27 protein-coding genes are annotated in these 25,075 nt (G+C 60.3%); 12 read left to right on the top strand and 15 right to left on the bottom strand.

Annotation, left to right across the window (positions count from 1 at the left end; all coding sequences use genetic code 11):
* Positions 1 to 130: 130 nt before the first annotated feature.
* The gene (gene ybaK / locus ACSSVC_RS28830) at positions 131 to 601 is read left to right on the top strand and encodes a Cys-tRNA(Pro) deacylase (RefSeq protein WP_346632516.1); all 471 of its coding nucleotides are present in this window, start codon (positions 131 to 133) and stop codon (positions 599 to 601) included.
* Positions 602 to 721: 120 nt separating this feature from the next.
* Complete coding sequence (locus ACSSVC_RS28825; RefSeq protein ID WP_446439174.1) at positions 722 to 1,504, top strand: PhzF family phenazine biosynthesis protein; 783 nt, start codon at positions 722 to 724, stop codon at positions 1,502 to 1,504.
* A gap of 77 nt (positions 1,505 to 1,581) precedes the next feature.
* Here ACSSVC_RS28825 and ACSSVC_RS28820 read toward each other — a convergent pair whose 3' ends face one another.
* Entirely contained in the window at positions 1,582 to 2,691 is a 1,110-nt protein-coding gene (locus tag ACSSVC_RS28820; RefSeq protein WP_123726047.1) for an ABC transporter ATP-binding protein, read from the bottom strand.
* Positions 2,688 to 3,608, bottom strand: a complete 921-nt coding sequence (gene argF / locus ACSSVC_RS28815; protein ID WP_123394062.1) for an ornithine carbamoyltransferase — start codon at positions 3,606 to 3,608, stop codon at positions 2,688 to 2,690. Before argF ends, ACSSVC_RS28820 begins: the two co-directional genes overlap by 4 nt.
* 412 nt (positions 3,609 to 4,020) lie before the next feature.
* Here argF and plzR point away from each other — a divergent pair, with 412 nt between their 5' ends.
* From plzR to grxD, 3 genes are all read left to right on the top strand, one after another.
* Positions 4,021 to 4,311 (top strand): PlzR type 4 pili assembly inhibitor, encoded by a 291-nt coding sequence (gene plzR / locus ACSSVC_RS28810; protein ID WP_404937563.1) that lies wholly within the window; start codon positions 4,021 to 4,023, stop codon positions 4,309 to 4,311.
* A 134-nt stretch (positions 4,312 to 4,445) separates the two neighbouring features.
* Positions 4,446 to 6,554, top strand: a complete 2,109-nt coding sequence (locus ACSSVC_RS28805) for a molybdopterin oxidoreductase family protein (RefSeq protein WP_492611766.1) — start codon at positions 4,446 to 4,448, stop codon at positions 6,552 to 6,554.
* 96 nt (positions 6,555 to 6,650) lie between these two features.
* Entirely contained in the window at positions 6,651 to 6,989 is a 339-nt protein-coding gene (gene grxD / locus ACSSVC_RS28800) for a Grx4 family monothiol glutaredoxin (protein ID WP_075121425.1), read from the top strand.
* Positions 6,990 to 7,070: 81 nt separating this feature from the next.
* Here the strand turns inward: grxD and bfr are convergent, their stop codons facing one another.
* Entirely contained in the window at positions 7,071 to 7,544 is a 474-nt protein-coding gene (gene bfr / locus ACSSVC_RS28795; RefSeq protein ID WP_025129649.1) for a bacterioferritin, read from the bottom strand.
* A gap of 212 nt (positions 7,545 to 7,756) precedes the next feature.
* Complete coding sequence (locus tag ACSSVC_RS28790) at positions 7,757 to 7,975, bottom strand: bacterioferritin-associated ferredoxin (protein WP_011063112.1); 219 nt, start codon at positions 7,973 to 7,975, stop codon at positions 7,757 to 7,759.
* 322 nt (positions 7,976 to 8,297) lie between these two features.
* On the opposite strand from ACSSVC_RS28790, the gene ACSSVC_RS28785 reads away from it, so the two are divergent.
* On the top strand, positions 8,298 to 8,900 hold the full coding sequence (locus ACSSVC_RS28785; protein WP_007922432.1) for a peroxiredoxin: 603 nt from the start codon (positions 8,298 to 8,300) through the stop codon (positions 8,898 to 8,900).
* A 76-nt stretch (positions 8,901 to 8,976) separates the two neighbouring features.
* On the opposite strand, the gene rnt is transcribed toward ACSSVC_RS28785, so the two are convergent.
* Positions 8,977 to 9,648: a ribonuclease T gene (gene rnt / locus ACSSVC_RS28780; RefSeq protein WP_102860482.1), complete on the bottom strand. Its 672-nt coding sequence runs from the start codon at positions 9,646 to 9,648 to the stop codon at positions 8,977 to 8,979.
* Positions 9,645 to 10,691, bottom strand: coding sequence for a dihydroorotase (pyrC, locus tag ACSSVC_RS28775; RefSeq protein WP_346632512.1), 1,047 nt, complete (start codon positions 10,689 to 10,691; stop codon positions 9,645 to 9,647). Before pyrC ends, rnt begins: the two co-directional genes overlap by 4 nt.
* A 156-nt stretch (positions 10,692 to 10,847) precedes the next feature.
* Between pyrC and ACSSVC_RS28770 the strand changes: the two genes are divergently transcribed.
* The 3 genes from ACSSVC_RS28770 (at position 10,848) to ACSSVC_RS28760 (ending at position 14,110) form a co-directional block, all read left to right on the top strand.
* A complete protein-coding gene (locus ACSSVC_RS28770) occupies positions 10,848 to 11,762 on the top strand; it encodes a flagellar protein MotY (RefSeq protein ID WP_346632511.1) in 915 nt (304 codons plus the stop codon).
* Positions 11,763 to 11,891: 129 nt separating this feature from the next.
* Positions 11,892 to 13,109: an argininosuccinate synthase gene (locus ACSSVC_RS28765; protein WP_102880745.1), complete on the top strand. Its 1,218-nt coding sequence runs from the start codon at positions 11,892 to 11,894 to the stop codon at positions 13,107 to 13,109.
* 374 nt (positions 13,110 to 13,483) lie between these two features.
* Complete coding sequence (locus ACSSVC_RS28760; protein ID WP_346632510.1) at positions 13,484 to 14,110, top strand: response regulator; 627 nt, start codon at positions 13,484 to 13,486, stop codon at positions 14,108 to 14,110.
* Positions 14,111 to 14,248: 138 nt separating this feature from the next.
* Here the strand turns inward: ACSSVC_RS28760 and ACSSVC_RS28755 are convergent, their stop codons facing one another.
* The 8 genes from ACSSVC_RS28755 to metG all read right to left on the bottom strand — a co-directional run bounded on the left by ACSSVC_RS28755 (position 14,249) and on the right by metG (position 21,322).
* Positions 14,249 to 14,428 carry a PA3496 family putative envelope integrity protein gene (locus ACSSVC_RS28755; RefSeq protein WP_346632509.1) on the bottom strand — a complete coding sequence of 60 codons (180 nt, stop codon included), beginning with the start codon at positions 14,426 to 14,428 and terminating at the stop codon, positions 14,249 to 14,251.
* A 107-nt stretch (positions 14,429 to 14,535) separates the two neighbouring features.
* Positions 14,536 to 15,174, bottom strand: coding sequence for an endonuclease III (gene nth, locus ACSSVC_RS28750; RefSeq protein ID WP_346632508.1), 639 nt, complete (start codon positions 15,172 to 15,174; stop codon positions 14,536 to 14,538).
* A 7-nt stretch (positions 15,175 to 15,181) separates the two neighbouring features.
* The gene (locus tag ACSSVC_RS28745; protein WP_492611765.1) at positions 15,182 to 15,778 is read right to left on the bottom strand and encodes an Rnf-Nqr domain containing protein; all 597 of its coding nucleotides are present in this window, start codon (positions 15,776 to 15,778) and stop codon (positions 15,182 to 15,184) included.
* A complete protein-coding gene (locus tag ACSSVC_RS28740; protein ID WP_492611764.1) occupies positions 15,771 to 16,382 on the bottom strand; it encodes an RnfABCDGE type electron transport complex subunit G in 612 nt (203 codons plus the stop codon). The genes ACSSVC_RS28745 and ACSSVC_RS28740 overlap by 8 nt, the downstream gene beginning before the upstream one ends.
* A 2-nt stretch (positions 16,383 to 16,384) precedes the next feature.
* Complete coding sequence (locus ACSSVC_RS28735) at positions 16,385 to 17,371, bottom strand: RnfABCDGE type electron transport complex subunit D (RefSeq protein ID WP_346632505.1); 987 nt, start codon at positions 17,369 to 17,371, stop codon at positions 16,385 to 16,387.
* Positions 17,358 to 18,563: an electron transport complex subunit RsxB gene (gene rsxB / locus ACSSVC_RS28730; protein ID WP_492611763.1), complete on the bottom strand. Its 1,206-nt coding sequence runs from the start codon at positions 18,561 to 18,563 to the stop codon at positions 17,358 to 17,360. The genes ACSSVC_RS28735 and rsxB overlap by 14 nt, the downstream gene beginning before the upstream one ends.
* On the bottom strand, positions 18,560 to 19,141 hold the full coding sequence (locus ACSSVC_RS28725; protein WP_404937559.1) for an Rnf-Nqr domain containing protein: 582 nt from the start codon (positions 19,139 to 19,141) through the stop codon (positions 18,560 to 18,562). Before ACSSVC_RS28725 ends, rsxB begins: the two co-directional genes overlap by 4 nt.
* 129 nt (positions 19,142 to 19,270) lie before the next feature.
* The gene (gene metG, locus ACSSVC_RS28720) at positions 19,271 to 21,322 is read right to left on the bottom strand and encodes a methionine--tRNA ligase (protein ID WP_492611762.1); all 2,052 of its coding nucleotides are present in this window, start codon (positions 21,320 to 21,322) and stop codon (positions 19,271 to 19,273) included.
* A gap of 162 nt (positions 21,323 to 21,484) precedes the next feature.
* Here metG and apbC point away from each other — a divergent pair, with 162 nt between their 5' ends.
* Positions 21,485 to 22,579 (top strand): iron-sulfur cluster carrier protein ApbC, encoded by a 1,095-nt coding sequence (gene apbC / locus ACSSVC_RS28715; RefSeq protein WP_346632501.1) that lies wholly within the window; start codon positions 21,485 to 21,487, stop codon positions 22,577 to 22,579.
* 83 nt (positions 22,580 to 22,662) lie between these two features.
* On the opposite strand, the gene ACSSVC_RS28710 is transcribed toward apbC, so the two are convergent.
* Entirely contained in the window at positions 22,663 to 23,421 is a 759-nt protein-coding gene (locus ACSSVC_RS28710) for an SDR family oxidoreductase (protein WP_492611761.1), read from the bottom strand.
* Positions 23,422 to 23,586: 165 nt separating this feature from the next.
* Here ACSSVC_RS28710 and ACSSVC_RS28705 point away from each other — a divergent pair, with 165 nt between their 5' ends.
* Both ACSSVC_RS28705 and ACSSVC_RS28700 read left to right on the top strand, forming a co-directional pair.
* Positions 23,587 to 24,318: a HugZ family pyridoxamine 5'-phosphate oxidase gene (locus tag ACSSVC_RS28705; RefSeq protein WP_346632499.1), complete on the top strand. Its 732-nt coding sequence runs from the start codon at positions 23,587 to 23,589 to the stop codon at positions 24,316 to 24,318.
* A gap of 66 nt (positions 24,319 to 24,384) precedes the next feature.
* A complete protein-coding gene (locus ACSSVC_RS28700) occupies positions 24,385 to 24,861 on the top strand; it encodes an FxsA family protein (protein ID WP_011063094.1) in 477 nt (158 codons plus the stop codon).
* Positions 24,862 to 25,075 lie beyond the last annotated feature (214 nt).

Below are 25,075 nucleotides of genomic sequence, written 5' to 3'. Positions count from 1 at the left end.
GAGTGACAGAAGTCGCAGTGCTGGCAGCTACGAGGGGCGGTTATCAAGGCTTGTAATAGAGCCTTTTGCTGATGAATGGCCTAAAATTCGCCCGCTCGGTTTTGCCTTTTTGTCCCCACTTGGAGCTGCCATGACCCCTGCACTGGACCTGCTGAAAAAAGTTCGCGCCGAACATCGCATCCACAGTTACGAACATGACCCCAAGGCTGCGTCCTACGGCCTGGAGGCGGCGGAGAAGCTCAATCTCGATCCGGCGCAAGTGTTCAAGACCCTGCTGGCCAGCAGTGAAAAGGGCGAATTGCTGGTGGCGGTGGTGCCGGTCGTCGGAAGTCTTGACCTGAAGGCCCTGGCCCAGGCAGCCGGGGTCAAGAAAGCCGAAATGGCCGACCCGGCCGCTGCCCAGCGTGCCACCGGTTATCTGCTGGGGGGCATCAGTCCGCTGGGGCAGAAGAAGCGACTGCGGACCTTTATCGACACCAGTGCCCAGCCTTTCGCCAGTATTTTCGTCAGTGCCGGTCGTCGTGGCCTGGAGGTGGAGCTGGCCGCGGCCGTGCTGGCCGAGCATACCCAGGCGAAGTTCGCCGACATCGGTCGCCCTTGAGCCCGGGCGTCGGCAGCGGCCCGGGCTGCTGCTGTATGCCGGAAAATCTTCCCTTCTGTGTCTGTCGGGTTCCTTGTTCCGAAGCTCATGCTGGCGGCCGACTATCCAAGGAGAACGGTTATGCCGCTTGAGTTCCAGCAGATCGATGCCTTCAGTGACCGCCCCTTCACCGGCAATCCGGCCATGGTTTACCGGCTTGATGCATGGCTTGACGATGCGCTGATGCAGCAGATCGCCGCCGAGCACAACCTGGCGGAAACCGCTTTTGTGGTGCGTGAGGCGCAAGGCTGGCGAATCCGCTGGTTTACTCCGACCACTGAAGTGCCACTGTGCGGGCACGCCACCCTGGCCAGTGCTTATGTGTTGTTCGAGGTCTACGGCGAGCCGACGCAGCGCATCGATTTTCAGAGCCGTTCCGGGCCCTTGAGCGTCACCTCTGAAGACGGGCTGCTATGGCTTGATTTTCCTTTGCGCAGCCCCCGCAGCCAGGCAGGGCTGGAGAAGGTGGCGCGGATTCTGGGCGCCCCAGTCGTCGAGTTGCAGGGCGCCAATGAGCTGTTGGCGGTGCTGGAGTCGGAGCAGGCGGTGCGTGATTGTCGGCCGGATATGGCGGCGCTGGCGAAGCTGCCCTGGCCCGGAGTGATTGTTACTGCGCGTGGAGACCGGCATGACTTTGTCTCGCGGTATTTTGCTCCGGCCATTGGCATCGACGAGGACCCGGTGACCGGTTCGACCCATTGCTGCCTGACGCCTTATTGGGCAGGGCAATTGGCTAAGCAGCAGTTGAGCGCTTATCAGTGTTCGGCGCGAGGTGGAGCGTTGTTCTGTCGGTTGGAGGGGGAGCGGGTGAAGATCGGTGGCCATGCGCGGTTGATTGCCAGTGGGCAGTTGTATCTGGAATGACGGCGGTGGGTTTTTTTGCCGGCAAGCCGGCTCCTACAGTGCGCTGTTGTAGGGGCTGGCTTGCCGGCGAAGGCGGCTCAATGTGCGCTGCTGTAGCGGCGCACTCCTGAATCGCTGTGCGGAATCTGCGCCGCGGTGCTGCCCGAAGCCTGAAACAGCACCAGATGTTCTGCGGCGACCCGAATGCCCACATCCGCTCCAACCTGATGATCGGCATGGCTGGGGAAGATCGATTCCAGCTGGCTGCCGGTCGGCAGTTGCAGGCGATACAGGGTCGAGGCGCCGAGGAAGGTCTTGCCGACGATCCGCGCTTTCAGGGCGCTGTCCGGTGCATAGACGATATCGTCGGGGCGCAGCAGTACGTCCACCGCCCCACCTGCCGGCCAGGTGTAGGCTCGGTTGCCCTGCAGCACACCCAGTTCGGTCTGCACCGATTCCGGGCTGCTCAACTGGCCACGAATGAAGTAGCCCTGGCCAATGAAGCTGGCGACAAAGGGCGTCTGCGGTTCGTGATAGAGGTTGTAGGGCGTATCCCACTGTTCCAGGCGACCTTCCTTGAACACCCCGACCTGATCACTCACGGCAAAGGCTTCTTCCTGGTCGTGGGTGACCAGGATCGCACTGGTACCCCGAGCCTTGAGGATGTCGCGCACTTCATGGCTGAGCTTGCGGCGCAGTTCACCGTCGAGATTGGAGAACGGCTCGTCCAGCAACAGCAATTGTGGTTCCGGCGCCAGGGCGCGGGCCAGGGCTACTCGCTGCTGTTGGCCGCCAGACAGTTCGTGGGGGAAGCGCTGGCCAAGGTTCTTCAGGTTGACCAGTTCCAGCAATTCAGCGACCACCCGGTCTTTCTGCGGGTGCTTGCGGATGCCGAAGGCAATGTTGTCCGCCACACACAGATGTGGGAACAGGGCGTAATCCTGGAACACCATGCCGATCCGACGTTTCTCCGGCGCCAGGGTGAAGCCGGCGCTGGAGATGGTTTCGCCGGCCAACTGGATCTCGCCCTCGTGTACGGGCTCGAATCCGGCGATGGCCCGCAGGGTGGTGGTCTTGCCGCAGCCGGATGAGCCCAGCAGGCAGCCGATGTCACCGGCATTGAGGTGCAGATTGAGGTTTTGCACCACCCGTTGGTCCTGATAGCCGCATGCCAGATTGCGCAGGTTCAGCAGTAATGGCTGGCTCATGCGTGGTGGTACGCCGGCTCGACGAGAAACTCGAGCAGGGCCTTTTGTGCATGGAGACGGTTTTCCGCCTGGTCCCAAGCTACCGAGCGTGGGTCGTCCAGCAGGTCGAGGCTGATTTCCTCGCCACGGTGGGCGGGCAGGCAATGCATGAACAATACGTCCGGCGCTGCCAGGTCGAGCAGGGCGCGGTTCACCTGGAATGGTGCGAACAGCTTGAGGCGCTTGGCGGTTTCCTCTTCCTGACCCATGGAGGTCCAGACGTCGGTGCTCACCAGGTGGGCGCCCGTCACCGCTTCGCGAGGATCGCGGACGATGGTCACGCGATCGCCGGCCAGGGCGACAAATTCCGGGTTCGGCTCGTAGCCCTCAGGGCAAGCGATGCGCAGTTGGAAATCGAACTGCATGGCCGCTTCTATATAGCTGTTGCACATGTTGTTGCCATCGCCGATCCAGGCCACGGTCTTGCCCTGGATCGAGCCGCGATGTTCGAGGAAGGTCTGCATGTCCGCCAGCAGCTGGCAAGGGTGCAGGTCATCGGACAGGCCGTTGATCACCGGTACCCGGGAATTGGCCGCAAATTCGGTCAGGGTGCTGTGGGCAAAGGTTCGGATCATCACCGCATCGAGCATGCGCGACATGACGATGGCGCAGTCGCCGATGGGCTCGCCGCGTCCCAGTTGGGTATCCCGTGGCGAAAGGAAGATGGCCTGGCCGCCCAGTTGGATCATGCCGGCTTCGAAAGACAGTCGGGTACGGGTCGACGACTTCTCGAAAATCATGCCGAGCACACGATTTTTCAAGGGCTCGAAGAGTACGCCGCGGTTACGCAGGTCCTTCAGCTCGATGCCACGACGAATCACACTGACCAGCTCTTCGGGCGTGCAATCCATCAGGGAGAGAAAGTGCCTTGCGCTCATCATTAACTACCTTTTTGCAACGGACCGCAGATTCTCAAAGCCTTGTTTAATCGAACAACGGGCTGGACCTGCGGCGAAAGCCGCACGGGGCGACGAAATAGGGGAAGGCGCGATCTTATAATTAAATGTCGCGTCTTACCAATAGTGCTACGGCGATTACGGGCATGAGAGGTCAGGACGCGATTGCGCTGACGCTTTTGAGACCAGTTTCCAGACAGCAGCCGGGCATTTGTACACTGCCCCGACGCGCCTTGGCAATGCAGCGGGGCGCCGGCTGTACGCTTGCAGTCGTTTTCTGACCTGTGGGCCGAGATCGCTATCCTGGGCATTTTGAGGGGCGCCAACCTGAAACATTTCCTAATGCAAAGTGCTGAGGTTATAAAGGCGAATCTGCGGCAGGGATAGGTGTGCGATGGAGTCCAAGGAGCAACAACTGATGACGCTGTTGGGGCTCACGGCCCGGGCGCTCACTGACATGACTGCCTCAATGACTGCGTTTTCTTTCGAATTGCTGCGTAGCGAGGATCCAGTGACCCGTGCTGCCGCGCGCAAGATGGTCGATCGGATGATGACCCTCAGCACCGGGCTGGATGAGCATTGGCGATTGCTGGCTGAGCTGTCGGGAGTCTATGCCGAGCAGGGGCCCATAGATTCTACGGCGCAAGTCTCAATGGATGGCCCGCCGCGCTTGCCATCGAACTGACTGCACTGATCATGGCCGGGGCTGATGGCCCTGAATTCATGGGGCGAACGTCGCTGGCGTCGGCAACGGTCAGCCGCCATAGTTTTTGCTTCCAGCGGCCCCTACGGGTCGCCTTCAAACAATAGAGACTGGCCATGACCAAGACTCTGCATCACCGTGCCTGCCACCTGTGCGAAGCGATCTGCGGCCTGACCCTGGAAATCACTGAGGAAGAGGGCCGTGGCCCGCGCATCACCTCGATCAAGGGGGATGCTCACGACAGCTTCAGCCGCGGCCATATCTGCCCCAAGGCCGTGGCCTTGCAGGATATTCAGAGTGACCCCGATCGCCTGCGTCAGCCGGTGCGGCGCGTGGGCAATGAATGGCAGCCGATCGAGTGGGACGAGGCCTTCGCCCTGGTAGCCGAAAGGTTGGCGAGCATTCAGCAGCGCCATGGCAATAATGCGGTGGCGACCTATCAGGGCAACCCCAGCGTTCACAACTACGGGCTGATGACCCACAGCAATTACTTCCTTGGCCAGCTCAAGACCCGTAACCGCTTCTCGGCGACGTCGGTCGACCAGTTGCCCCAGCACCTGACCAGCTACCTGATGTATGGCCACGGTCTGCTGCTGCCGATTCCGGACATCGATCACACCGACTTCATGCTGATCCTCGGCGGCAACCCCTTGGCGTCCAACGGCAGCATCATGACGGTGCCGGACGTGGAAAAGCGCTTGAAGGCAATCCAGGCTCGTGGTGGCAAGGTGGTGGTGGTCGATCCTCGGCGCAGTGAAACGGCGGCTATAGCCGATCAGCACCTGTTCGTTCGTCCTGGAGGCGATGTGGCCTTGCTGTTTGGCCTGCTGAACACGATTTTTGAGGAAGGGCCGATTCGCGGCAGTCATCTGCAGGTCGATGGATTGGCAGAGGTGCGCCAGGCGATTTCCCGCTTCACCGCGGAAACCATGAGCCCGCTGTGTGCGATTCCGGCACCGCAGATTCGGCAGTTGGCCCGGGAGTTCGCCTCGGCGGATCGAGCGGTCTGCTATGGGCGCATGGGGGTTTCGACCCAAGCCTTCGGTACGTTGTGCCATTGGTTGCTGCAACTGATCAACCTGGTCACCGGCAACCTTGACCGGGTAGGCGGGGCCCTGTGTACGGAGCCGGCGGTGGATCTGGTGGCGGCAACTTCGGGGGGGCATTTCAACGTCTGGCAGAGTCGGGTTTCCGGGCTTCCGGAGTATGGCGGCGAGCTGCCTGTGTCTGCCTTGGCCGAAGAGATGCTCACTGAGGGCGAGGGGCAGGTTCGGGCATTGATCACCGTGGCCGGCAACCCGGTGCTGTCCACGCCCAATGGCCGGCAGTTGGAGCAGGCCCTCGATGGGTTGGAGTTCATGCTCAGCATCGACTTGTACATCAATGAAACGACCCGATATGCCGACCTGATCCTGCCGTCCACCTCAGCTTTGGAGAACGATCACTACGACACCACCTTCAATCTGTTTGCGGTGCGCAATGTCAGTCGCTTCAACCGCGCGATCCTGCCCAAGCCTGCGGGCGCGCTGCACGACTGGGAGATCTTTGTCGGCCTGGCCAAGGCGTTTGCCGCGAAAACCGAACAGCCGCTGAATCCGACCATTTCCCCTGCGCAAATGATCGACATGGGGTTGCGAGCCGGTGCCTACGGCGACGCCTCGCCGCTCAAACTGTCGTTGGCAACGCTGGACCAGTATCCCCACGGTATTGATCTGGGGGCGCTGCAGCCGAATCTGGCGGCACGCTTGAAAACCGAGAATCGGAAGATCCAGGCGGCGCCAGCAGCGATCCTGGCGGATCTGGCGCGGTTTGCCGCCTTGAGCGTGCCGCCGCTGGATGAATTGCTGCTGATTGGTCGTCGCCATGTGCGCAGCAACAACTCGTGGATGCATAACTATCATCGCCTGGTGAAGGGCAAGCCCCGTCACCAATTGCTGATGCACCCGGACGACCTCGCCAGCCGCGGGCTGAATGACGGCCAACGAGTGCGAATCAGTTCTCGGGTCGGTGCGGTGGAGGTAGAGGTGCTGGCCAGCAGTGAAATGATGCCGGGGGTGGTGAGCTTGCCCCATGGCTGGGGGCATGGGCGCCCAGGGGTGCAGATGAACATTGCCATGGAGCAGCCGGGTTGCAGCGCCAATGACCTGACCGATGAGCGTCAGCTCGATGCGTTGTCTGGGAATGCAGCGTTGAACGGGGTGCCGGTCAAGGTGGAAGCCGCCTGAGATGTCTGTCGGAGAGGCCGAGCAGGGCGCTCAGGATTCCGTTACAATGCGCCACCGTGCCGACAACAGCGTCGGAAAGTTCAGCCGAGGTGTTCCATGGATATCATCGAAACTATTAAAGAGCAGATTGCCAACAACACCATTCTGCTTTACATGAAAGGCTCGCCGAATGCCCCACAGTGTGGCTTCTCCGCGAAAGCCGCTCAGGCCGTAATGGGCTGTGGTGAGAAGTTCGCTTATGTGGACATCCTGCAGAACCCGGAAATTCGCGCCAACCTGCCCAAGTACGCCAACTGGCCAACCTTCCCACAGCTGTGGGTGGCGGGTGAGCTGGTCGGCGGTAGCGACATCATGGCTGAGATGTTTGCCAACGGTGAATTGCAGACTCTGATCAAGGACGCAGCCGAAAAAGCCGCAGCCAAGACTGAAGCCTGACGCGAATATATCCGCGTAATAAAAAGCCCCGCCTCTCTTTCGAGGGCGGGGCTTTTTATTGTTTGAGTATTACGAGTTAAGTTACTCGTCACCCATTTGCGATTGCAGATAGTTCTCGATACCGACTTTATCGATCAGGCCCAATTGGGTTTCCAGCCAGTCGATATGTTCTTCTTCGGATTCAAGAATATCTTCCAGCAGTTCACGGCTGCCGAAGTCGCTCACCGATTCACAATGGGCGATGGCTGCCTTGAGGTCCGCATGACCGGTGCGCTCGATACGCAGGTCGCACTCGAGCATTTCCTTGGTGTGTTCGCCAATGTGCAGCTTGCCCAGGTCCTGAACGTTCGGCAGGCCTTCGAGGAAGAGGATGCGCTTGATCAGCTTGTCCGCATGCTTCATCTCATCGATGGACTCGTGGTACTCGTGCTTGCCCAGCTTGTTCAGGCCCCAATCTTCATACATGCGTGCATGCAGGAAGTACTGATTGATCGCGACCAGTTCATTGGCAAGGATTTTATTGAGATGCTGGATGACTGTAATGTCGCCTTTCATGATGGGGTCCTGCCCTTTAATTAGTGGAATAAGGGCAGAGTCTGAGCCGCGCAAACATTACTGTCAAACCTAAGTTATTGAATAATATATGAAAATTAATCGGAATAAGAATGTTTGTGTTCCGCGTTTTGACCCTAAGCGATTGAATTACAGGCATAAAAAAACCGGACGCTAGGTCCGGTTGTTTAAAACAGTGCGATTTATTCGAAAATTCAAGCGACATTAAATTCCACTGGATAGGGAATTGCCGCCTGGCTGCTCTGCAGTTCGGTCAGTGTCTCGCGGACCACTTGCTTGGCCAGGCATGCGCATTTACCGCACTGGCTGGCGACGCCGGTTGCCTGACGCACTTCGCGGTAGCTGCAGCAACCTTCATAGATGGCTTCGCGAATTTGTCCGTCGGTGACACCGGTGCAGAGGCAGACATACATAGGATGAGAACCGTCGCTGGTTAGGGCTCAATTGCGATGGATCTTAATGTTAACGAGAATGATTGTCAAAGTGGTTTCGGTCGCCTTTGTTGCAGTTTCCTACCTGGGTGACGAACGGTTTTGTTCACGATAGAGACAGATGATTCGCATTTTCCGCTTTGTGAGCCAGGGCGACGAAAAACCGTTAAGGACAGCTCAAAGACGCGGTGTATGATGGTCGGTCCTTGCGAAGCGGGGTCAGGTCACGGAGCTGTCGCATCCGCGTGGCAGACTCAAGGCCAATCCCCTTCTTCATTACTACGTCCACACCAGGAGATATCCAATGAGCGTACTCGTAGGCAAACAAGCCCCTGACTTCACCGTACCGGCCGTTCTCGGCAATGGCGAAATCGTCGACAGTTTCACCCTGTCCTCGGCCATCAAAGGCAAATACGGCCTGGTGTTCTTCTATCCACTGGACTTCACCTTCGTTTGCCCGTCCGAGCTGATCGCCCTGGACCACCGCATGGCTGACTTCAAGGCTCGTAACGTGGAAGTGATCGCTGTTTCGATCGATTCGCACTTCACTCACAACGCCTGGCGCAACACCCCGATCAATGCCGGCGGCATTGGTCAGGTTCAATACATCATGGCGGCTGACATGAAGCACGACATCGCCAAGGCCTACGACGTTGAGTCCGAAGGCGGCGTGGCTTTCCGTGGCGCGTTCCTGATCGACGATAAAGGCGTTGTTCGTTCGCAGATCGTCAACGACCTGCCACTGGGCCGTAACATGGAAGAGCTGATCCGTCTGGTCGATGCTCTGCAATTCCACGAAGAGCACGGCGAAGTCTGCCCTGCCAACTGGAAAAAAGGCGACAAAGGCATGACCGCTTCGCCAGAAGGCGTTGCCGCTTACCTGAGCGAGAACGCTGGCAAGCTGTAAGCCTGGCGTCACGCATAAAAAAACCGGCCTCAGGGCCGGTTTTTTTATGGGAGCAATTCACCCGACGAAGAATTAATCAGTCGTCGAAATCCTGCCAGCCGCCCATTTGTTTCCAGCGGTTGACGATGCCACAGAACAACTCGGCAGTCTTCTCTGTGTCGTAGCGAGCCGAGTGGGCCTCACGACCGTCGAAGTCGATGTCCGCGCTCTGGCAGGCCTTTGCCAGTACGGTCTGGCCGTACGCCAGGCCAGCCAGGGTGGCGGTGTCGAAGCTGGAGAACGGATGGAACGGATTGCGCTTCATATCCAGGCGAGCTACGGCGGCATTCAGGAAGCCCAGATCGAAGCTGCTGTTGTGGCCTACCAGAATGGCGCGTTTGCAGCCATTGGCCTTCAGTGCCTTGCGCACCCCACGGAAAATATCGGTCAGGGCAGTTTCTTCGCTGACGGCCATGCGCAGCGGGTGGTCGAGCTTGATCCCGGTGAACTCCAGGGCAGCGGCTTCGATGTTCGCGCCTTCAAAAGGCTCAACCCGGAAGAAATAGGTGTGTTCCGGGAACACGAAGCCTTTTTCATCCATGCCGATAGTGGTGGCGGCAATCTCTAGCAGGGCGTCGGTGGCCGAGTTGAAACCGCCGGTTTCAACGTCGACGACTACTGGCAGGTAACCACGAAAGCGCGCCGCCATCGGGTGCCGAGGGCCGCCGCCGTTACCTTCTTGTTCGTCGTCGAAATGGTCGTCACTCACGAGTGATCCTCCAGCAGGCGCCAGCGCAGTTTTTCACCGGCGCGCAGCGGAATGACAGTCAGCTCACCAAACGGCAGGCTGGCGGGGGCGGTCCATTCTTCACGAACCAGGGTGATGCGATCGGTGTTGGCCGGCAGGCCGTAGAAGCGCGGGCCGTTGAGGCTGGCAAAGGCTTCCAGTTTATCCAGGGCATTGCGCTGTTCGAACGCCTCGGCATACAGCTCAATCGCGGCATAGGCGCTGTAGCAACCGGCGCAACCGCAAGCGGCTTCCTTGGCGTGCTGGGCATGAGGCGCCGAGTCGGTGCCGAGGAAGAACTTCTCGCTGCCGCTGGTGGCCGCATCCAGCAGGGCTTCCTGGTGGGTGTTGCGCTTGAGAATCGGCAGGCAATAGAAGTGCGGGCGAATACCGCCCACCAGCATGTGGTTGCGGTTGTACAGCAGGTGGTGCGCGGTGATGGTTGCGCCAACGTTGGCCGAAGCCTCCTTGACGAACTGCACGGCTTCACCGGTGGTGATGTGTTCGAACACCACTTTCAGGCTGGGGAAGCGCTCGACCACGCGACGCATATGCTCGTCGATGAAGATTTTTTCCCGGTCGAAGACGTCGACGTCGCCACGGGTCACTTCACCGTGGATCAGCAGAGGCAGGCCAACTTCGGCCATCGCTTCGAGCACCGGGAAGATCTTGTCGATGCTGGTCACGCCCGAGTCCGAGTTGGTGGTCGCGCCGGCCGGGTACAGCTTGGCGGCGTGCACGAAACCGCAGGCCTTGGCTGCGCGGATTTCGTCCGGCTGGGTGCGGTCGGTCAGGTAGAGCACCATCAGCGGCTCGAAGCGGCTGCCGGCCGGGCGCGCAGCTAGAATACGCTGGCGATAGGCGTCGGCTTCCGCGGCGTTGCGCACCGGAGGTACCAGGTTGGGCATGATGATGGCGCGGCCAAAGGTGCGCGCGACATCTGCGACTGTATTGGGCAACACGGCACCATCGCGAAGATGAATATGCCAGTCGTCGGGACGCAGCAGGGTCAGGCGGTCGGACATTGGAGGTTCCAGGCGGGTAAAACTCGGGGGAATGCTACCGGAAAAGACTCTTCCAGGCACTCGCTATCAAGTTTTGCGACGAGCAACCGATATCCCGAAGGTATGGCGTATTAACGCCTGTCGATTTTTCTGTTGTACACGTCAGTGGAGCCTCCCGTGCGCCAGCGTTATCTAGCCTTGCTCAGTGTGTTTGCCAGCCTGCCCGCGATGGCTCTCACTTTCCAGACCCGTCTGGAGAGCATTGAGTGGACGGTCGAAGGCGACAAATTCGAGTGCCGCTTGATCCAGCCCGTCACCGATTTCGGTTCCGGCGAATTCGTTCGCCGCGCCGGCGAGCAGGCGATCTTTCGCCTCAAGAGTTTCAACCCGATGCAGGCGGGTGGCTCGGCGACTCTGCTTGCAGCCGCTGCGCCCTGGCAGCCGGGGCGTGGCGACATCAACCTCGGAGCGGTCAAGGCCGGTACGGATGGGGTGCTGTACAACAGCAACCAGATGCAGGCCGGTCGCCTGATCATCGGCTTGCTGGAGGGACGCAGTCCGGTGGTCCGGCATTTTTCCCGCGAGGGCGGGGTTTCCGAGGTGCGCTTGCTACCGGTGAAATTCAGCAAGGCCTACAGCGACTATCAAAGCTGCATGACCAAACTGCTGCCGATGAACTACGAACAGGTGAAACAGGGCGAGATCGGTTTCCCGGGTGGCGGTATCGAACTCGATGCTCGCGCCAAGGCGAAGTTGCAGGTGATGGTGGACTTCATCAAGGCCGATCCGACGGTCAATCACGTCGAACTGGACGGCCACTCTGATAACAGCGGTAACCGCTTGACCAACCGCGACCTGTCCCGACGCCGCGCCCTGGCAGTGATGGAGTTCTTCAAGGCCAACGGTTTGGCGGAAAACCAGATTGTTGTGCGCTTCCATGGCGAGCGTTATCCCCTGGCTCCCAACACTAATGCAGCCAATCGAGCGAAGAACCGCCGGGTCAATGTGCATCTGGAGCGGGTTGCCCCCACCGAAAAACCGGCTCCGGCGCCTCAGGCCGCCTCTGGTTCGAGCGCAGCAGCGACTTCCTGATACGGCTGTCGTCGTCGCGCGCTCGACATAATCTGTCGCTTGGTCGTCATAAGCTGTCGCGCCTCTGTAAATTATCCTCGTGGATCGGTAGACTCGACGGCTTTCCGTACAACCCCGTGGAGTGATGGCATGGCGGACGTAAACAAGGTCGTTCTGGCGTATTCGGGCGGCCTGGACACTTCGGTGATCCTCAAGTGGCTGCAGGATACTTACAACTGTGAAGTAGTGACTTTCACTGCTGACCTGGGCCAAGGCGAAGAGGTCGAGCCGGCCCGCGCCAAGGCGCAAGCCATGGGCGTCAAAGAGATCTACATCGACGATCTGCGCGAAGAGTTCGTGCGTGATTTCGTTTTCCCGATGTTCCGCGCCAACACCGTCTACGAAGGCGAGTACCTGCTGGGTACTTCCATCGCTCGTCCGTTGATCGCCAAGCGTTTGATCGAAATCGCCAATGAGACTGGCGCCGATGCCATTTCCCATGGCGCCACCGGCAAGGGCAACGATCAGGTGCGTTTCGAGCTGGGCGCCTATGCTCTCAAGCCTGGGGTCAAAGTGATCGCCCCTTGGCGCGAGTGGGACCTGCTGTCCCGCGAGAAGCTGATGGACTACGCCGAGAAGCACGGTATTCCGATCGAGCGTCACGGCAAGAAGAAGTCGCCGTACTCGATGGACGCCAACCTGCTGCATATCTCCTATGAAGGCGGCGTTCTGGAAGACACCTGGACCGAGCACGAAGAAGACATGTGGCGCTGGACCGTCTCCCCGGAGAAGGCTCCTGACACCCCGCAATACCTGGAGCTGACCTACCGCAACGGCGACATCGTCGCCATCGACGGCGTGGAAATGACTCCGGCTACCGTGCTGGCGACCCTGAACCGCATCGGTGGTGAACACGGCATCGGTCGTCTGGACATCGTCGAGAACCGTTACGTGGGCATGAAGTCCCGTGGCTGCTACGAGACGCCTGGTGGCACCATCATGCTGCGCGCTCACCGCGCCATCGAGTCCATCACCCTGGACCGTGAAGTGGCCCACCTCAAAGACGAGCTGATGCCCAAGTACGCCAGCCTGATCTACACCGGCTACTGGTGGAGCCCGGAGCGTCTGATGCTGCAACAGATGATCGACGCCTCCCAAGCCCACGTGAACGGTGTAGTGCGCCTGAAACTGTACAAGGGCAACGTGATCGTTACCGGTCGCAAGTCCGATGAGTCGCTGTTTGACGCCAACATCGCCACCTTCGAAGAAGACGGCGGTGCTTACAACCAGGCGGACGCAGCAGGCTTCATCAAGCTCAACGCCCTGCGCATGCGCATCGCTGCAAACAAGGGACGGACCCTGGTCTGATACCTTGAGTTGTTAAAAGAGCCCCGCGATAAGCGGGGCTTTTTTTTGCCCCTGATTAATAGTGCTTTCGGCCAGAAGCTGAACAGGCCAGTTGATTGAATGGGGCGGCTTTCTTGATTGCAGTTTGTTAATCACTACCGCTGAAAGTGATGCCTGATGATGTGGTTTTTAGTACGAAAAGTAGCTGGTCTAGCGATTAATCCTAAGCGCTTTTCCAGTTAAGTGACCTTTATCTAAATTATTTTGTAAGGCAAATCGGTATTGTTTGTAAGGATCGTCCTCGTAGGGTCGTAGCCCCAGGTAGCACGGTGTCAGAGTCAATTCTCTGGGGTATTGTGCGGGCTCTAAAAAACTCTCAGGACTTGGATGGACCTATGAAAAGAGTATTGATCGTGGATGATCATCCTGTTATCCGCTTGGCTGTGCGCATGTTGATGGAACGCCATGGTTTTGAAGTAGTAGCAGAAGCAGATAATGGCACGGACGCTTTGAAGTTGGCTCTTGAATATGTTCCCGATATTTTGATTCTGGATATTGGTATCCCACAACTTGATGGACTTGAAGTTATAACCCGCCTGATGTCCAGAGGTATGCCGATCAAGATACTAGTGTTGACTCTGCAAGTTCCTGGACCCTTTTCCATGCGTTGCATGCAGGCCGGTGCTGCCGGCTATGTGTGCAAGCAGCAGGACATTACCGAACTGATCAGTGCGGTGCGGGCGGTGCTGGCGGGTTACAGCTACTTTCCCAACGAGGCGTTGCACACCTTTCGTTCCAGTCAGGGCGTCAGCAGCGAGGAAGAAATGATCGAACTTCTTTCAGGGCGTGAGTTGATCGTATTGAAGCAGCTCACCAATGGCATGAGTAACAAGGAAATCGCTGAGGGCTTGTGCCTGAGCAACAAGACCGTCAGCACTTACAAGCGGCGGTTGTTGGCCAAGCTCAATGCTCGTTCATTGGTTGACCTGATCGAGTTTGCCCAGCGCCATCAGTTGGTATGAGTGTTGGTTACTGAAGCGACAACCTTGAGTGGAGCAACCGGCTAGTTCGGAACGGGCCGGTCATGCCGAGGGGCTGACCGGTCGAGTTTCGGAGCGAGAGAGGCACAAAAAAACCTCCATCTGGAGGCTCTTTTGTGACTAGAGGTCAAAGTCGTAATCGGCCAGTTGTTTCTGCAGGCGTCGTTCTTCCAGAAGATTGTCGATGGTTCTGCGTTTGCTCAGATTGGTTTTCGCCACCTCGACCACCGGTTCAGCATCGTCTGTCTCTGCCGCGATGAAGTCTTCTTCTACGTCCAGTTGTTCTTTGCCAGTGCTCATAAGGTCAACTCCAGGCTAAGACTGCCATTGGCGCTCCTTATATCGATATTCTCCTGGCGGGTAAAAAAGATTTTTTCAATCGACTCATCAGCAAAATCAATGCTTCCTCAATCGTCAGAAGTCTTTTGCTTGTATTCGCACAGGTCTTCGATTCGACAGCTCCCGCAACGTGGCTTGCGTGCCAGGCAGACGTAGCGACCGTGAAGGATCAGCCAGTGATGGGAGTCCAGCAGAAACTCCCTGGGCACAAACTTCATCAGTTTCTTTTCCACTTCCACCACATTCTTGCCCGGGGCCAGCCCGGTGCGGTTGCTGACCCGGAAGATGTGGGTGTCCACGGCCATGGTCAATTGCCGGAAGGCGGTGTTGAGGACTACGTTGGCGGTCTTGCGGCCGACGCCGGGCAAGGCTTCCAGCTCTTCCCGGGTTTGTGGCACTTCGCTGTTGTGGCGTTCCACCAGCAGGCGGCAGGTCTCGATGACGTTCTTGGCCTTGCTGTTGTACAGGCCGATGGTCTTGATGTATTCGGACAGTCCCTCGACCCCCAGGGCATGGATAGCCGCTGGTGTATTGGCCACGGGAAAGAGTTTGGCGGTCGCCTTGTTGACCCCGACGTCGGTCGATTGCGCCGAAAGAATGACCGCGATCAGCAACTCGAATGGCGAGGAGTAGGCCAGTTCGGTTTTCGGTTCGGGATTGTCTTCGTGAAGTCGGCGAAATATTTCCAGGCGTTTGGCGGCATTCATGGGTGGTTCATTTCCTCGAAGGCGGTCGATTGAAGGACGAAGAGGCGGTCCAGGCCTGCTTTGCCGCCAGCAGCAGGCCAAGCAGGATAAAACCCCCAGGGGCCAGAGTCAGCAGGCGCAATCCGCCTTGGGGCAGCAACACCCAGGCAGCGCCATCACCGGGCAGGCCGGCCAACCAGCCCAGATGGCTGCCCAGGGCGCCGGTGCCCAGCAATTCGCGCAGTGCGCCCACCAGCACCAGCGCGCCACAGAAACCGGCAGCCAGGCGCAGCCGGTCGCGGTGCTGGAAGAAGCCCGCCTGCTCCAATATCACGCATTGCAGGGGCAGCAGGCCCAGGTACAGGCTCAACTGCTGGTGCAGCTCATAACTCCAGGCTTGCACCGCCAGCCATAGCCAACTGCCGAGAGTGGCGGCGAGCAACAGGCTGGCCAGCCACTGCTGACGGCTTTGCAAGTGTGGCCGCAGCAGGCCCATACCGGCCCCAAAGGCCCCGATCAGCAGAGTGGATGCCAGCGCCAGGCCCAGCGCTTTGACCCAGGCATCCGTGGCCCCGATCAACGGCGTCAGCATCAGCAGGCCCGGCAATGACAGTGGCTTACTCATGAGCGGCTCCCGGAAGCAGTTGCTGGCGATGCTCATCGAAGTAGCGCAGGGCATCGTGCAGGGCGCTGATCACCGCACGGGAGGTGATGGTGGCGCCCGCGATCTGATCGAACTGGCCATTGTCCTTTTTCAGGGCCCAGGCAGCATCGTCCGGGGACGTGCGGGATTTGCCGGAAAACCCCTGCAGCCAGGCGTTGGGCTGCTCGGCGATGCGGCCTCCCAGGCCTGGGGTCTCATCCTGCCTGAGCGTCTTGCTCCCCAGCAGGCGGCCATGGCTGTCGATGGCGATCAGCAGCTCGATGGGGCCGGCGTAACCGTTCACTCGACTGCGCAACAGCACAGCGCTGGGCAGACCCTCGCGGGTGGCCAGGTAACCATTCAGCAAGCGGCTGTTGTCCAGTTGCACATCACTCAAGGGCAGTGGCCGGTCCAGTGGCTGGTTGTCGTAGCTTGTCGTGGGCAGCAGGTCGAGTAACTTGCGGGCCTGCAATGCCCGTTGCTCGGCGGCGATGCGCGGTGCGCCAGCGTATTGCAGCCACAGGGTGGCGCCCACGCCGAGAACGCCGAGCAGTACCAGCAGGAGCAGACCGCGAGTTCTCGTCATGCTCAAGTCTTCTCCTGTTCCGAGGAGCACAGGCGCTCCAGCCCCGGCACCGCCAGATTCATCAGTAGTACGGCGAAGGCAACGCCGTCGGGGTAGCCGCCCCAGGTGCGGATCAGGTAGGTCAGCAGACCGACGCCGGCGCCGAACAGCAGCCTGGCTTTTGCTGCCTTGGGGCCGGACACCGGTTCAGTGACGATAAAGAATGCGCCCAGCATGCTGGCGCCGCTGAGCAGGTGAAACAGCGGCGAACCATGGGAGTCGGAGCCCGAGCCGTTCCAGCACAGCAGGCTGATGACAAAGAGGCTGCCCAGCATGCCCACGGGCGCCTGCCAACTGATGACCCGCTGCTGCAGCAGAAACAGTCCTCCGGCGAGAAATCCCAGGCTGATCCATTCGGCACCACGGCCGCCGAAGTGACCGAAGGCGGGGTTGCTGGCAAAGAGTTCGTCGAGGGTCAGGCTTTTGTTGATCCGCAGGCTGTCCAGCGCGGTAGCTTGGACCCAGGCATCCGGATGCAGGCCGTCCGCGACACCGAATACCTGTTGCAGGCCACCGAGCAGGTCCATGGCGTGGTGCGCCGGCCAATGGGTCATCGACTGGGGAAAACACAGCAAGGCCAGGGCGTAGCCGAGCATGGCCGGATTGAACGGATTTTGGCCGACACCACCGTAAACCTGCTTGCCCAGGAGAATGGCCGCGGCAGCTGCGCTCAGCGGCAGCCACCAAGGGCAATAAGGTGGCAAGGCCAGGGCCAGCAGCGTGGCGCTGACCAAGGCGCTGCCGTCACCGAGGTTGGGCGGCAGCGGGCGTCGTCTGACGTACAGGACCAGGGCTTCCGCGACCAGGGCGCCGCTGACGGTCAGCAGCAGATTGAGCAGCACGCCCCATCCGTACAGCCACAGCAGCACCAACAGTCCCGGCAACGTGGCCAGCAGCACTCGCTGCATGGCCTGGCGCAGGCGCTGGTCGACGCCGTCAGCAATCAGCATGGGCCTTCACCTGGCGCTCGGCCTCGTGCAAGCGTGCCTGAGCCTGGGCCAGCTGTTCTGCGCGGGTGTCGGGCTGGCGCTGTAGTTTGTTCAGGTCGGCGCGGGCGTAGGCCAGCTCGGTTTTCAGTTGCCGCAGTTGTGGATCGATCGGGCGTTTTTCGATACGAGTCAGTGTCGGCGCCGGTTTCGCACAGGCGTCCTCGGCGGCATGCAGGGCCTGTTCGGCCGCCGCCAGGGCTGCGTTCAGGGTTTCCAGTTCAGCACTGGACGCTTCAGCCGCCTGAGCTTTCTTCAGTTCGGCGCGGCGCGTCGCCAACTGGATCTTCGCTCGCTTGAGCTCAGCATCCTTGGCCACCGGCGTCGGAGCAGGTGGCGCTTGGGACTCCAGCTGGGCCAAGGCCTGCTCGGCGGTTTCGAACTGACGCTGCAGGACGATCAATTGCATTTGCTGCTCAAAGGTCGGTGGATGGCCGAAAGCCTTGAGGGACTTGTGCAGCTGGGCCCGGCTCATGGCCAGCTCGATCTTGGCTTTTTTCAGCGCTGCATCGGCCGCAGCGGCCTTCTGTGCACGGACCCGCTCGATGGCGGCCTGCACCGGGTTCTGGTTGTCGTCAGTGGTTTGCGCGGCTCGTTGTGCGCGGGCCTGGCGTTCGGCCAGGCGCCGGGCCTCTTCCCGTTGCAAGCGTTCGTTGCGTTGTTCGAAGCGTCTTCGCGCCTGTTCGCGCTTGCTGCTGCGGGCTTGTAGCTGCTCGGGGCTGGTGGCCAGGCCGCCGACGATCGGCACCACCTTGGCCTCAGGCAGCGGCAGCATATCAATGCAGTCCACCGGACAGGGCGCTACGCACAGGTCGCAGCCGGTGCATTCGTCCACAAGCACGGTGTGCATCAATTTGGCCGCGCCGACGATGGCGTCCACGGGACAGGCCTGGATGCATTTGGTGCAGCCGATGCATTCGGCTTCGCGAATATAGGCGATCTGGGCCGGAGCCTCGCCGCGGCTGCGATCGAGCTCCAGCACCGGTAGCTGCAGCAGTTGCGCCAGGCCGGCAATGGTTTCCTCACCGCCGGGTGGGCACTTGTTGATGGCCTCGCCGTTGGCGATGCCCTGGGCGTAGGGTTTGCATCCGGGATGGCCGCATTTGCCGCACTGGGTCTGGGGCAGGAGGGCGTCGATGCGTTGAATCAGACTCATGTTTTGATCAGTCCGTTGAAGCCGAAAAACGCCACTGCCAGCAGGCCGGCGCTGATCAGGTCGATCGGCAGGCCGCGCCAGGGCAGGGGAATATCGTTGTTGGAGATACGCTGGCGCAGATCGTTGAACAGGCTCAGTACCAGCCAGAAGCCCAGTCCGGCTCCCAGGCTCATGGCGCTGAGCGTCGCGAGCCCGAGGTTTTCCCCTGTGGCGATCAGCAGCAGGCCGAGCGCGCCGGCATTGCCCAGCAGCAACGGCCAAAGGCCGTCGAACGAAACTCTGGGCAAGGCCCGGGACAGCAGCTGCAACACTGGCTTGATCAGCAGCACGCTCAGAGGCAGCCAGAGAAACAACTGCAAGGACTCCAGTCCCAAAGGCAGCAGCGCGCCACGATAAAGGACGTGGCCGAGCACGCAGCTGATCAGCATCAAGACCGTGGTTGCCAGGCCCAGCGCGTGGATCCGCTGCCGGGTGCTATCGGCTGGGGCGTGCAGCAGCGGATCGACGCCCAGCGGCCACTGCAACACGAAGTTGTTGATCAGGGCGGTGCTGACAAGGGCGAACAGGAAGTGGGTCATGGTTGGGCCGGTACGGGCAGGCTGTCCCTCAAGAGTAGGCAAACTCCGGCGCGGGCGCAGGGCCCGCCAGATATGCAAATCCCCCCGTTGCGCGGGGCGCAAGGGGGGGACGGGGTCCAGCCTGCAGCCTTACTTGATCCGCTGGCCGGGCTTGGCGCCGCTGTCCGGGCTCAGCAGGTAGATCTCTTCACCGCCAGGGCCGGCGGCCATCACCATGCCCTCGGAGATGCCGAACTTCATTTTCCGCGGCTTGAGGTTGGCGATCATCATGGTCAGGCGACCATCGAGCTTGGACGGGTCCGGGTAGGCGCTCTTGATCCCGGAGAACACGTTGCGCTGCTCGTCACCGATATCCAGGGTCAGGCGCAGTAGCTTGTCGGCACCTTCCACGGCTTCGGCCTTGACGATCAAGGCGACGCGCAGGTCGATGGCGGCGAAGGCGTCGAAGTCGATTTCCGGTGACAGTGGGTCCTTGACCAGTTCGCCGTTGCCCGCTGGCGTGGCTGTGCCGGTGTCGGTCTGGCTGGCGGCCAGGTCTTCTTTCGAGGCGTCGGTCATGGCTTGGACTTTTACCGGGTCGATCCGCGTCATCAGCGGCTTGAATTCGTTGAGTTGATGATTGGCCAGCAGGTGCTGGTGATCGTTCCAGGTCAGTGCCGGAACGTTCAGGAAGGCCTCGGCATCGGCGGCCAGCAGCGGCAGCACCGGTTTGAGGAAAATCACCAGTTGGCGGAACAGGTTGATACCGGTGGCGCAGATGGCCTGGACTTCAGCCTGCTTGCCTTCCTGCTTGTTCAGCGACCATGGGGCCTTGTCGGCGATCCAGGCGTTGGCGCGGTCCGCCAGCCCCATGATCTCGCGCATGGCGCGGGCAAAATCACGGGCTTCATAGGCGTCGGCGATGCTTGGCGCCGCGGCCAGGAAGGCCTCGGTCAGCTCGGGGGCGGCATTGCTGTCGACCATCAGCCCGGCGTTGCCTTTGTGGATGAAGCCGGCGCAACGGCTGGCGATGTTCACCACCTTGCCCACCAGGTCGGAGTTGACCTTCTGCACGAAGTCTTCGAGGTTCAGGTCCAGGTCGTCGACGCCGCGGCCCAGCTTGGAGGCGTAGTAGTAGCGCAGGTATTCCGGCGACAGGTGCTCCAGATAGGTGCGAGCCTTGATGAAGGTGCCACGGGACTTGGACATTTTCTGGCCGTTGACGGTCAGGTAGCCGTGGACGTTGATGCCGGTCGGTTTGCGGTAGCCGGCGCCTTCGAGCATGGCGGGCCAGAACAGCGCGTGGAAGTTGACGATGTCCTTGCCGATGAAGTGGTACAGCTCGGCGGTGGAGTCCTTGCCCCAGAACGCGTCGAAGTCCAGTTCCGGACGACGGGCGCAGAGGTTCTTGAAACTGGCCATGTAGCCGATTGGCGCGTCCAGCCAGACATAGAAGTACTTGCCCGGCTCGTCCGGGATCTCGAAGCCGAAGTACGGCGCATCGCGGGAGATGTCCCACTGCTGCAGGCCGGCATCCAGCCACTCGGCGATCTTGTTGGCGACGGCGTCCTGCAGGGTGCCGCTGCGGGTCCAGGTCTGCAGCATCTGCTGGAAGTCCGGCAGCTTGAAGAAGAAATGCTGGGAATCCTTGAGCACCGGGGTGGCGCCGGAGATCGCCGATTTTGGATCTTTCAGATCGGTCGGGGCATAGGTGGCGCCGCATTTTTCGCAGTTGTCGCCGTACTGGTCCTCAGTGCCGCACTTCGGGCAGGTGCCCTTGATGAAGCGGTCGGCCAGGAACATTTTCTTTTCCGGGTCGAAATACTGAGTGATGGAACGCGTGGCGATGTGCCCGGCGTCTCGCAGCTTGAGGTAGATCTGGCTCGACAGCTCACGGTTTTCTTCGGCGTGGGTCGAGTGGAAGTTGTCGAAGTCCACCAGGAACTCGGCAAAGTCGGCGCTGTGTTCAGCCTGGACATTGGCGATCAGTTGTTCCGGGGTGATGCCTTCCTTCTCCGCACGCAACATGATGGCCGAGCCGTGTGCGTCGTCGGCGCAGACATAGATGCATTGGTTGCCGCGATGCTTCTGGAAGCGCACCCACATGTCGGTCTGGATGTACTCAAGCATGTGGCCAAGGTGGATGGAACCATTGGCATAGGGCAGGGCGCTGGTGACGAGGATCTTGCGTGGCTCGGACATGGGGCTCGGCTACTTGATGAAACGGAGGTCGGCCACTATAAAGCGCCAGCGCGGATTTTTCACCCTTCCGGGCACATTGTGCACAGCAAGCTTTCTCGCCACGAAGGAGTCGGCGGCGTAGGATAGCCGGCTGATTTTCCTGTCTTGTTATCGGAGTTGCCCATGAGCGCCGTCAATCGCGCAGCGGTGGAAGCCGTTCTTCGCCAATACACCGACCCTTACCTGAACCAGGACCCGGTCAGCGCCGGCTGCGTGCGGGCCATTGATGTCCAGGGCGATAAGGTCCTGGTCCAGATGGAACTGGGTTATGCCGCCGGTCTGTTCAAGAGTGGCTGGGCGCAGATGCTGCAACTGGCCATCGAAGGCCTGGACGGTGTCGCTTCGGCCAAGGTCGAGATCACCAGCGTGATCGCCGCGCACAAGGCCCAGGCGCAGATCCCGGGCCTGGCCAACGTCAAGAACGTGGTGGCGGTGGCGTCCGGCAAGGGCGGCGTGGGCAAGTCCACCACCGCGGCCAACCTGGCCCTGGCCCTGGCTCGTGAAGGCGCCAAGGTGGGGATTCTCGACGCCGATATCTATGGTCCGAGCCAGGGCATCATGTTCGGCATTGCCGAAGGCACCCGGCCGAAGATCAAGGACCAGAAGTGGTTCGTACCCATCGAGTCCCACGGGGTCGAGGTCATGTCCATGGCCTTCCTCACCGACGACAACACGCCGATGGTCTGGCGTGGCCCGATGGTCTCCGGCGCCTTGCTGCAACTGGTGACCCAGACCGACTGGGGCAACCTCGACTATCTGGTGATCGACATGCCGCCGGGCACTGGCGATATCCAACTGACCCTGGCGCAGAAAGTCCCGGTGGCCGGCGCAGTGATCGTGACCACACCGCAAGACCTGGCGCTGCTGGATGCGCGCAAGGGCGTGGAGATGTTCCGCAAGGTCAACATCCCGGTGCTGGGCGTGGTGGAAAACATGGCGGTGCACATCTGCTCCAACTGCGGCCATGCCGAGCATTTGTTCGGCGAAGGCGGCGGCGAGAAGCTGGCCAGCCAATACGACGTCGAGTTGCTGGCTTCGCTGCCGCTGTCGATGCTGATCCGCGAGCAGGCCGACGGCGGCAAGCCGACGGTGATCGCCGAGCCTGAAAGCCAGATCGCCATGGTCTATCAGGAACTGGCCCGGCATGTCGGAGCACGCATCGTATTGCAGGAAGCCGCCGCTCCGGCGATGCCCAACATCACCATCAGCGACGACTGAAGTCCGAAACAGGCCCAGCCGGCGAACGCGATCTCATGGACGCCTTCGCCGGCAAGCCGGCTTCTACAGTTGCGATTACAGGCTCAGATGCGCAGGCCGCCGTCCATCTCCAGGATGCGTCCGGTGTAATAGTCGTTCTCGAAGATATAGGCCGCCGAGTGGGCGATCTCTTCCGGCTTGCCCATGCGCTTGAGCGGAATGCCTGAGGTCATCTTCTCCAGGGCTTCGGGTTTTATGCCCAGGGTCATTTCTGTCTCGATAAAGCCGGGGGCAATCCCGGCCACGCGAATTCCGTAGCGCGCCAGTTCCTTGGCCCAGGTCACGGTGGCTGCCGCCACGCCGGCCTTGGCTGCCGAGTAGTTGGTCTGGCCGACATTGCCGGCGCGAGAGATCGAGGAAATGTTGATGATCGCGCCGCTGTTGTTCAACTCCACCATTTTCGCCGCCACTTCCCGAGTGCAGAGGAACACCCCGGTCAGGTTGACGTCGATCACCGCCTGCCATTGGGCCAGGCTCATCTTGGTCATCTCGCCGTCCTTGACCTTGAGCAGCAGGCCGTCGCGCAGGATTCCGGCGTTGTTGATCAGACCGTGGATGGCGCCGAAGTCTTCGGCGACCTGGGCCACCATATGGCTCACTTGTTCTTCATTGGCCACATTGCACAGATAGGCGCGGGCCTCGACGCCGAGGGCCTTGCAGGCCGCCACGGCCTGGTCGAGTTTTTCCTGGTTCAGATCCACCAGGGCCAGTCGTGCGCCCTTGGCGGCGAAATACTCGGCCATGGAGCGGCCCAGACCTTGGCAACCGCCAGTGATAATGATTACTTTGTCAGTGAGTTGCATTCGCATGTCCCGCTAGCAGGTCTTGAGGGGTGGTCCTTTTCGGGGAACCTCGGCCGGCTGCCGGACCTGGCCTGGCTGCAGATGAGAATTGCCCCGTTGGCGTAGCTGGAACAATGCTCCAGGCGCCCGTCCGTTTTCGACGGATTCTATAGAAGGAGTCATAAAGTGAGCGTTGAAGCTGCCAAGAATGCACGAGAATTGCTGCTCAAGGAATACCGCGGCGTGTTGTCGACGCACTCCAAGGCCATGCCGGGTTTTCCCTTTGGTTCCGTGGTGCCTTATTGCCTGGATGCCGAGGGGCGCCCCCTGATTCTCATCAGCCGCATCGCCCAGCACACCCACAATCTGCAGAAGGATTCCAAGTGCTCGCTGCTGGTAGGCGAGCGCGATGCCGATGACGTGCAAGCGGTGGGGCGCCTGACCTACCTGGCCGAAGCCGAGAAGCTTGAGGACCAGGACGCTATCGAGGCCGCCGCCGAGCGCTACTACCGCTACTTCCCGGAATCCCAGAACTACCACAAGGCCCATGACTTCGACTTCTGGGTACTCAAGCCGGTGCGTCATCGCTACATCGGCGGTTTCGGCGCTATTCACTGGGTGGATCAAGTGGCCCTGGCCAACCCGTTCGCCGGCAAGGCCGAGTTGAGCATGGTTGAACATATGAACAGCGACCACGCCAAAGCCATTGCCCACTACGTGGCGCTGACGGGACTGCCACACAGCGTGCCGGCGCAACTGGCCGGGATCGACAGCGAAGGCATGCACCTGCGCATTGGCCAGGCCCTTTACTGGCTGCCATTTCCAAGCCTTTGCAACACGCCGACACAAGTGCGCGAAGCCCTGGTTTTTCTGGCCCACGCCGATCAATGGCCGAAAAATCCGGCACCGGGTGCTTGAATTCACGAATTGGCGACGTCATTTACGGTCTACTGGAAGGCATTCTTCCGCAGAGGAAACCATTTGATGCGCCCTTTTCTGTTGCTCTTTTTACTGTTCCCGGTGCTGGAGCTGTTCGTCTTCGTCAAGGTCAGCGCGGCCATCGGGTTTTTCCCGGCACTGCTGCTGATCATTCTCGGTTCGATGCTCGGTGTGCTGGTGTTGCGCGTGGCCGGATTGGCCACGGCACTGCGTGCCCGTGAAAGCCTCAATCGCGGTGAGTTGCCGGCCCAGCAGATGCTCGAGGGGCTGATGCTGGCCCTGGGTGGCGGCCTGCTGATCCTGCCGGGTTTCATCAGCGATGTATTCGGCCTGCTGATGCTGCTGCCCATCAGCCGTCGCCTGCTGGCCAATAAAATGCGCCAGCGTGCCGAGGAGCAGGCCTTGCGCCAACGCGCCTTTGCCGATGACATGCGTGCGGCCCGTGGCGGCCCTGCGCCGCAACAGCCGTTGGGCCGTGAGCCCAATGTCATTGAAGGTGAGTTCGAGCACCGAGATTCTTGATAACTGGCCTCAAACACACGGCACCTTCGGGTGCCGTGTTCGTTTTAACCCGGGTGATGTAAAAAATTTCATCAACCTGCCCTTGTAATAACCTTATGCGCCCTTATGTAACGGTCACCGCAAGGTTTCTGGTGCTGACACCAGACAGACTTCCGCGTCTCGCTTGTCGAGCCGCAACCGGCCACGCCGGATTTGTTAACCCGCCGGTATCGAC

It is taken from the genome of Pseudomonas sp. E1BtOHC1, from assembly GCF_058744285.1.
This window is presented reverse-complemented; position numbering and strand designations above follow the sequence as displayed.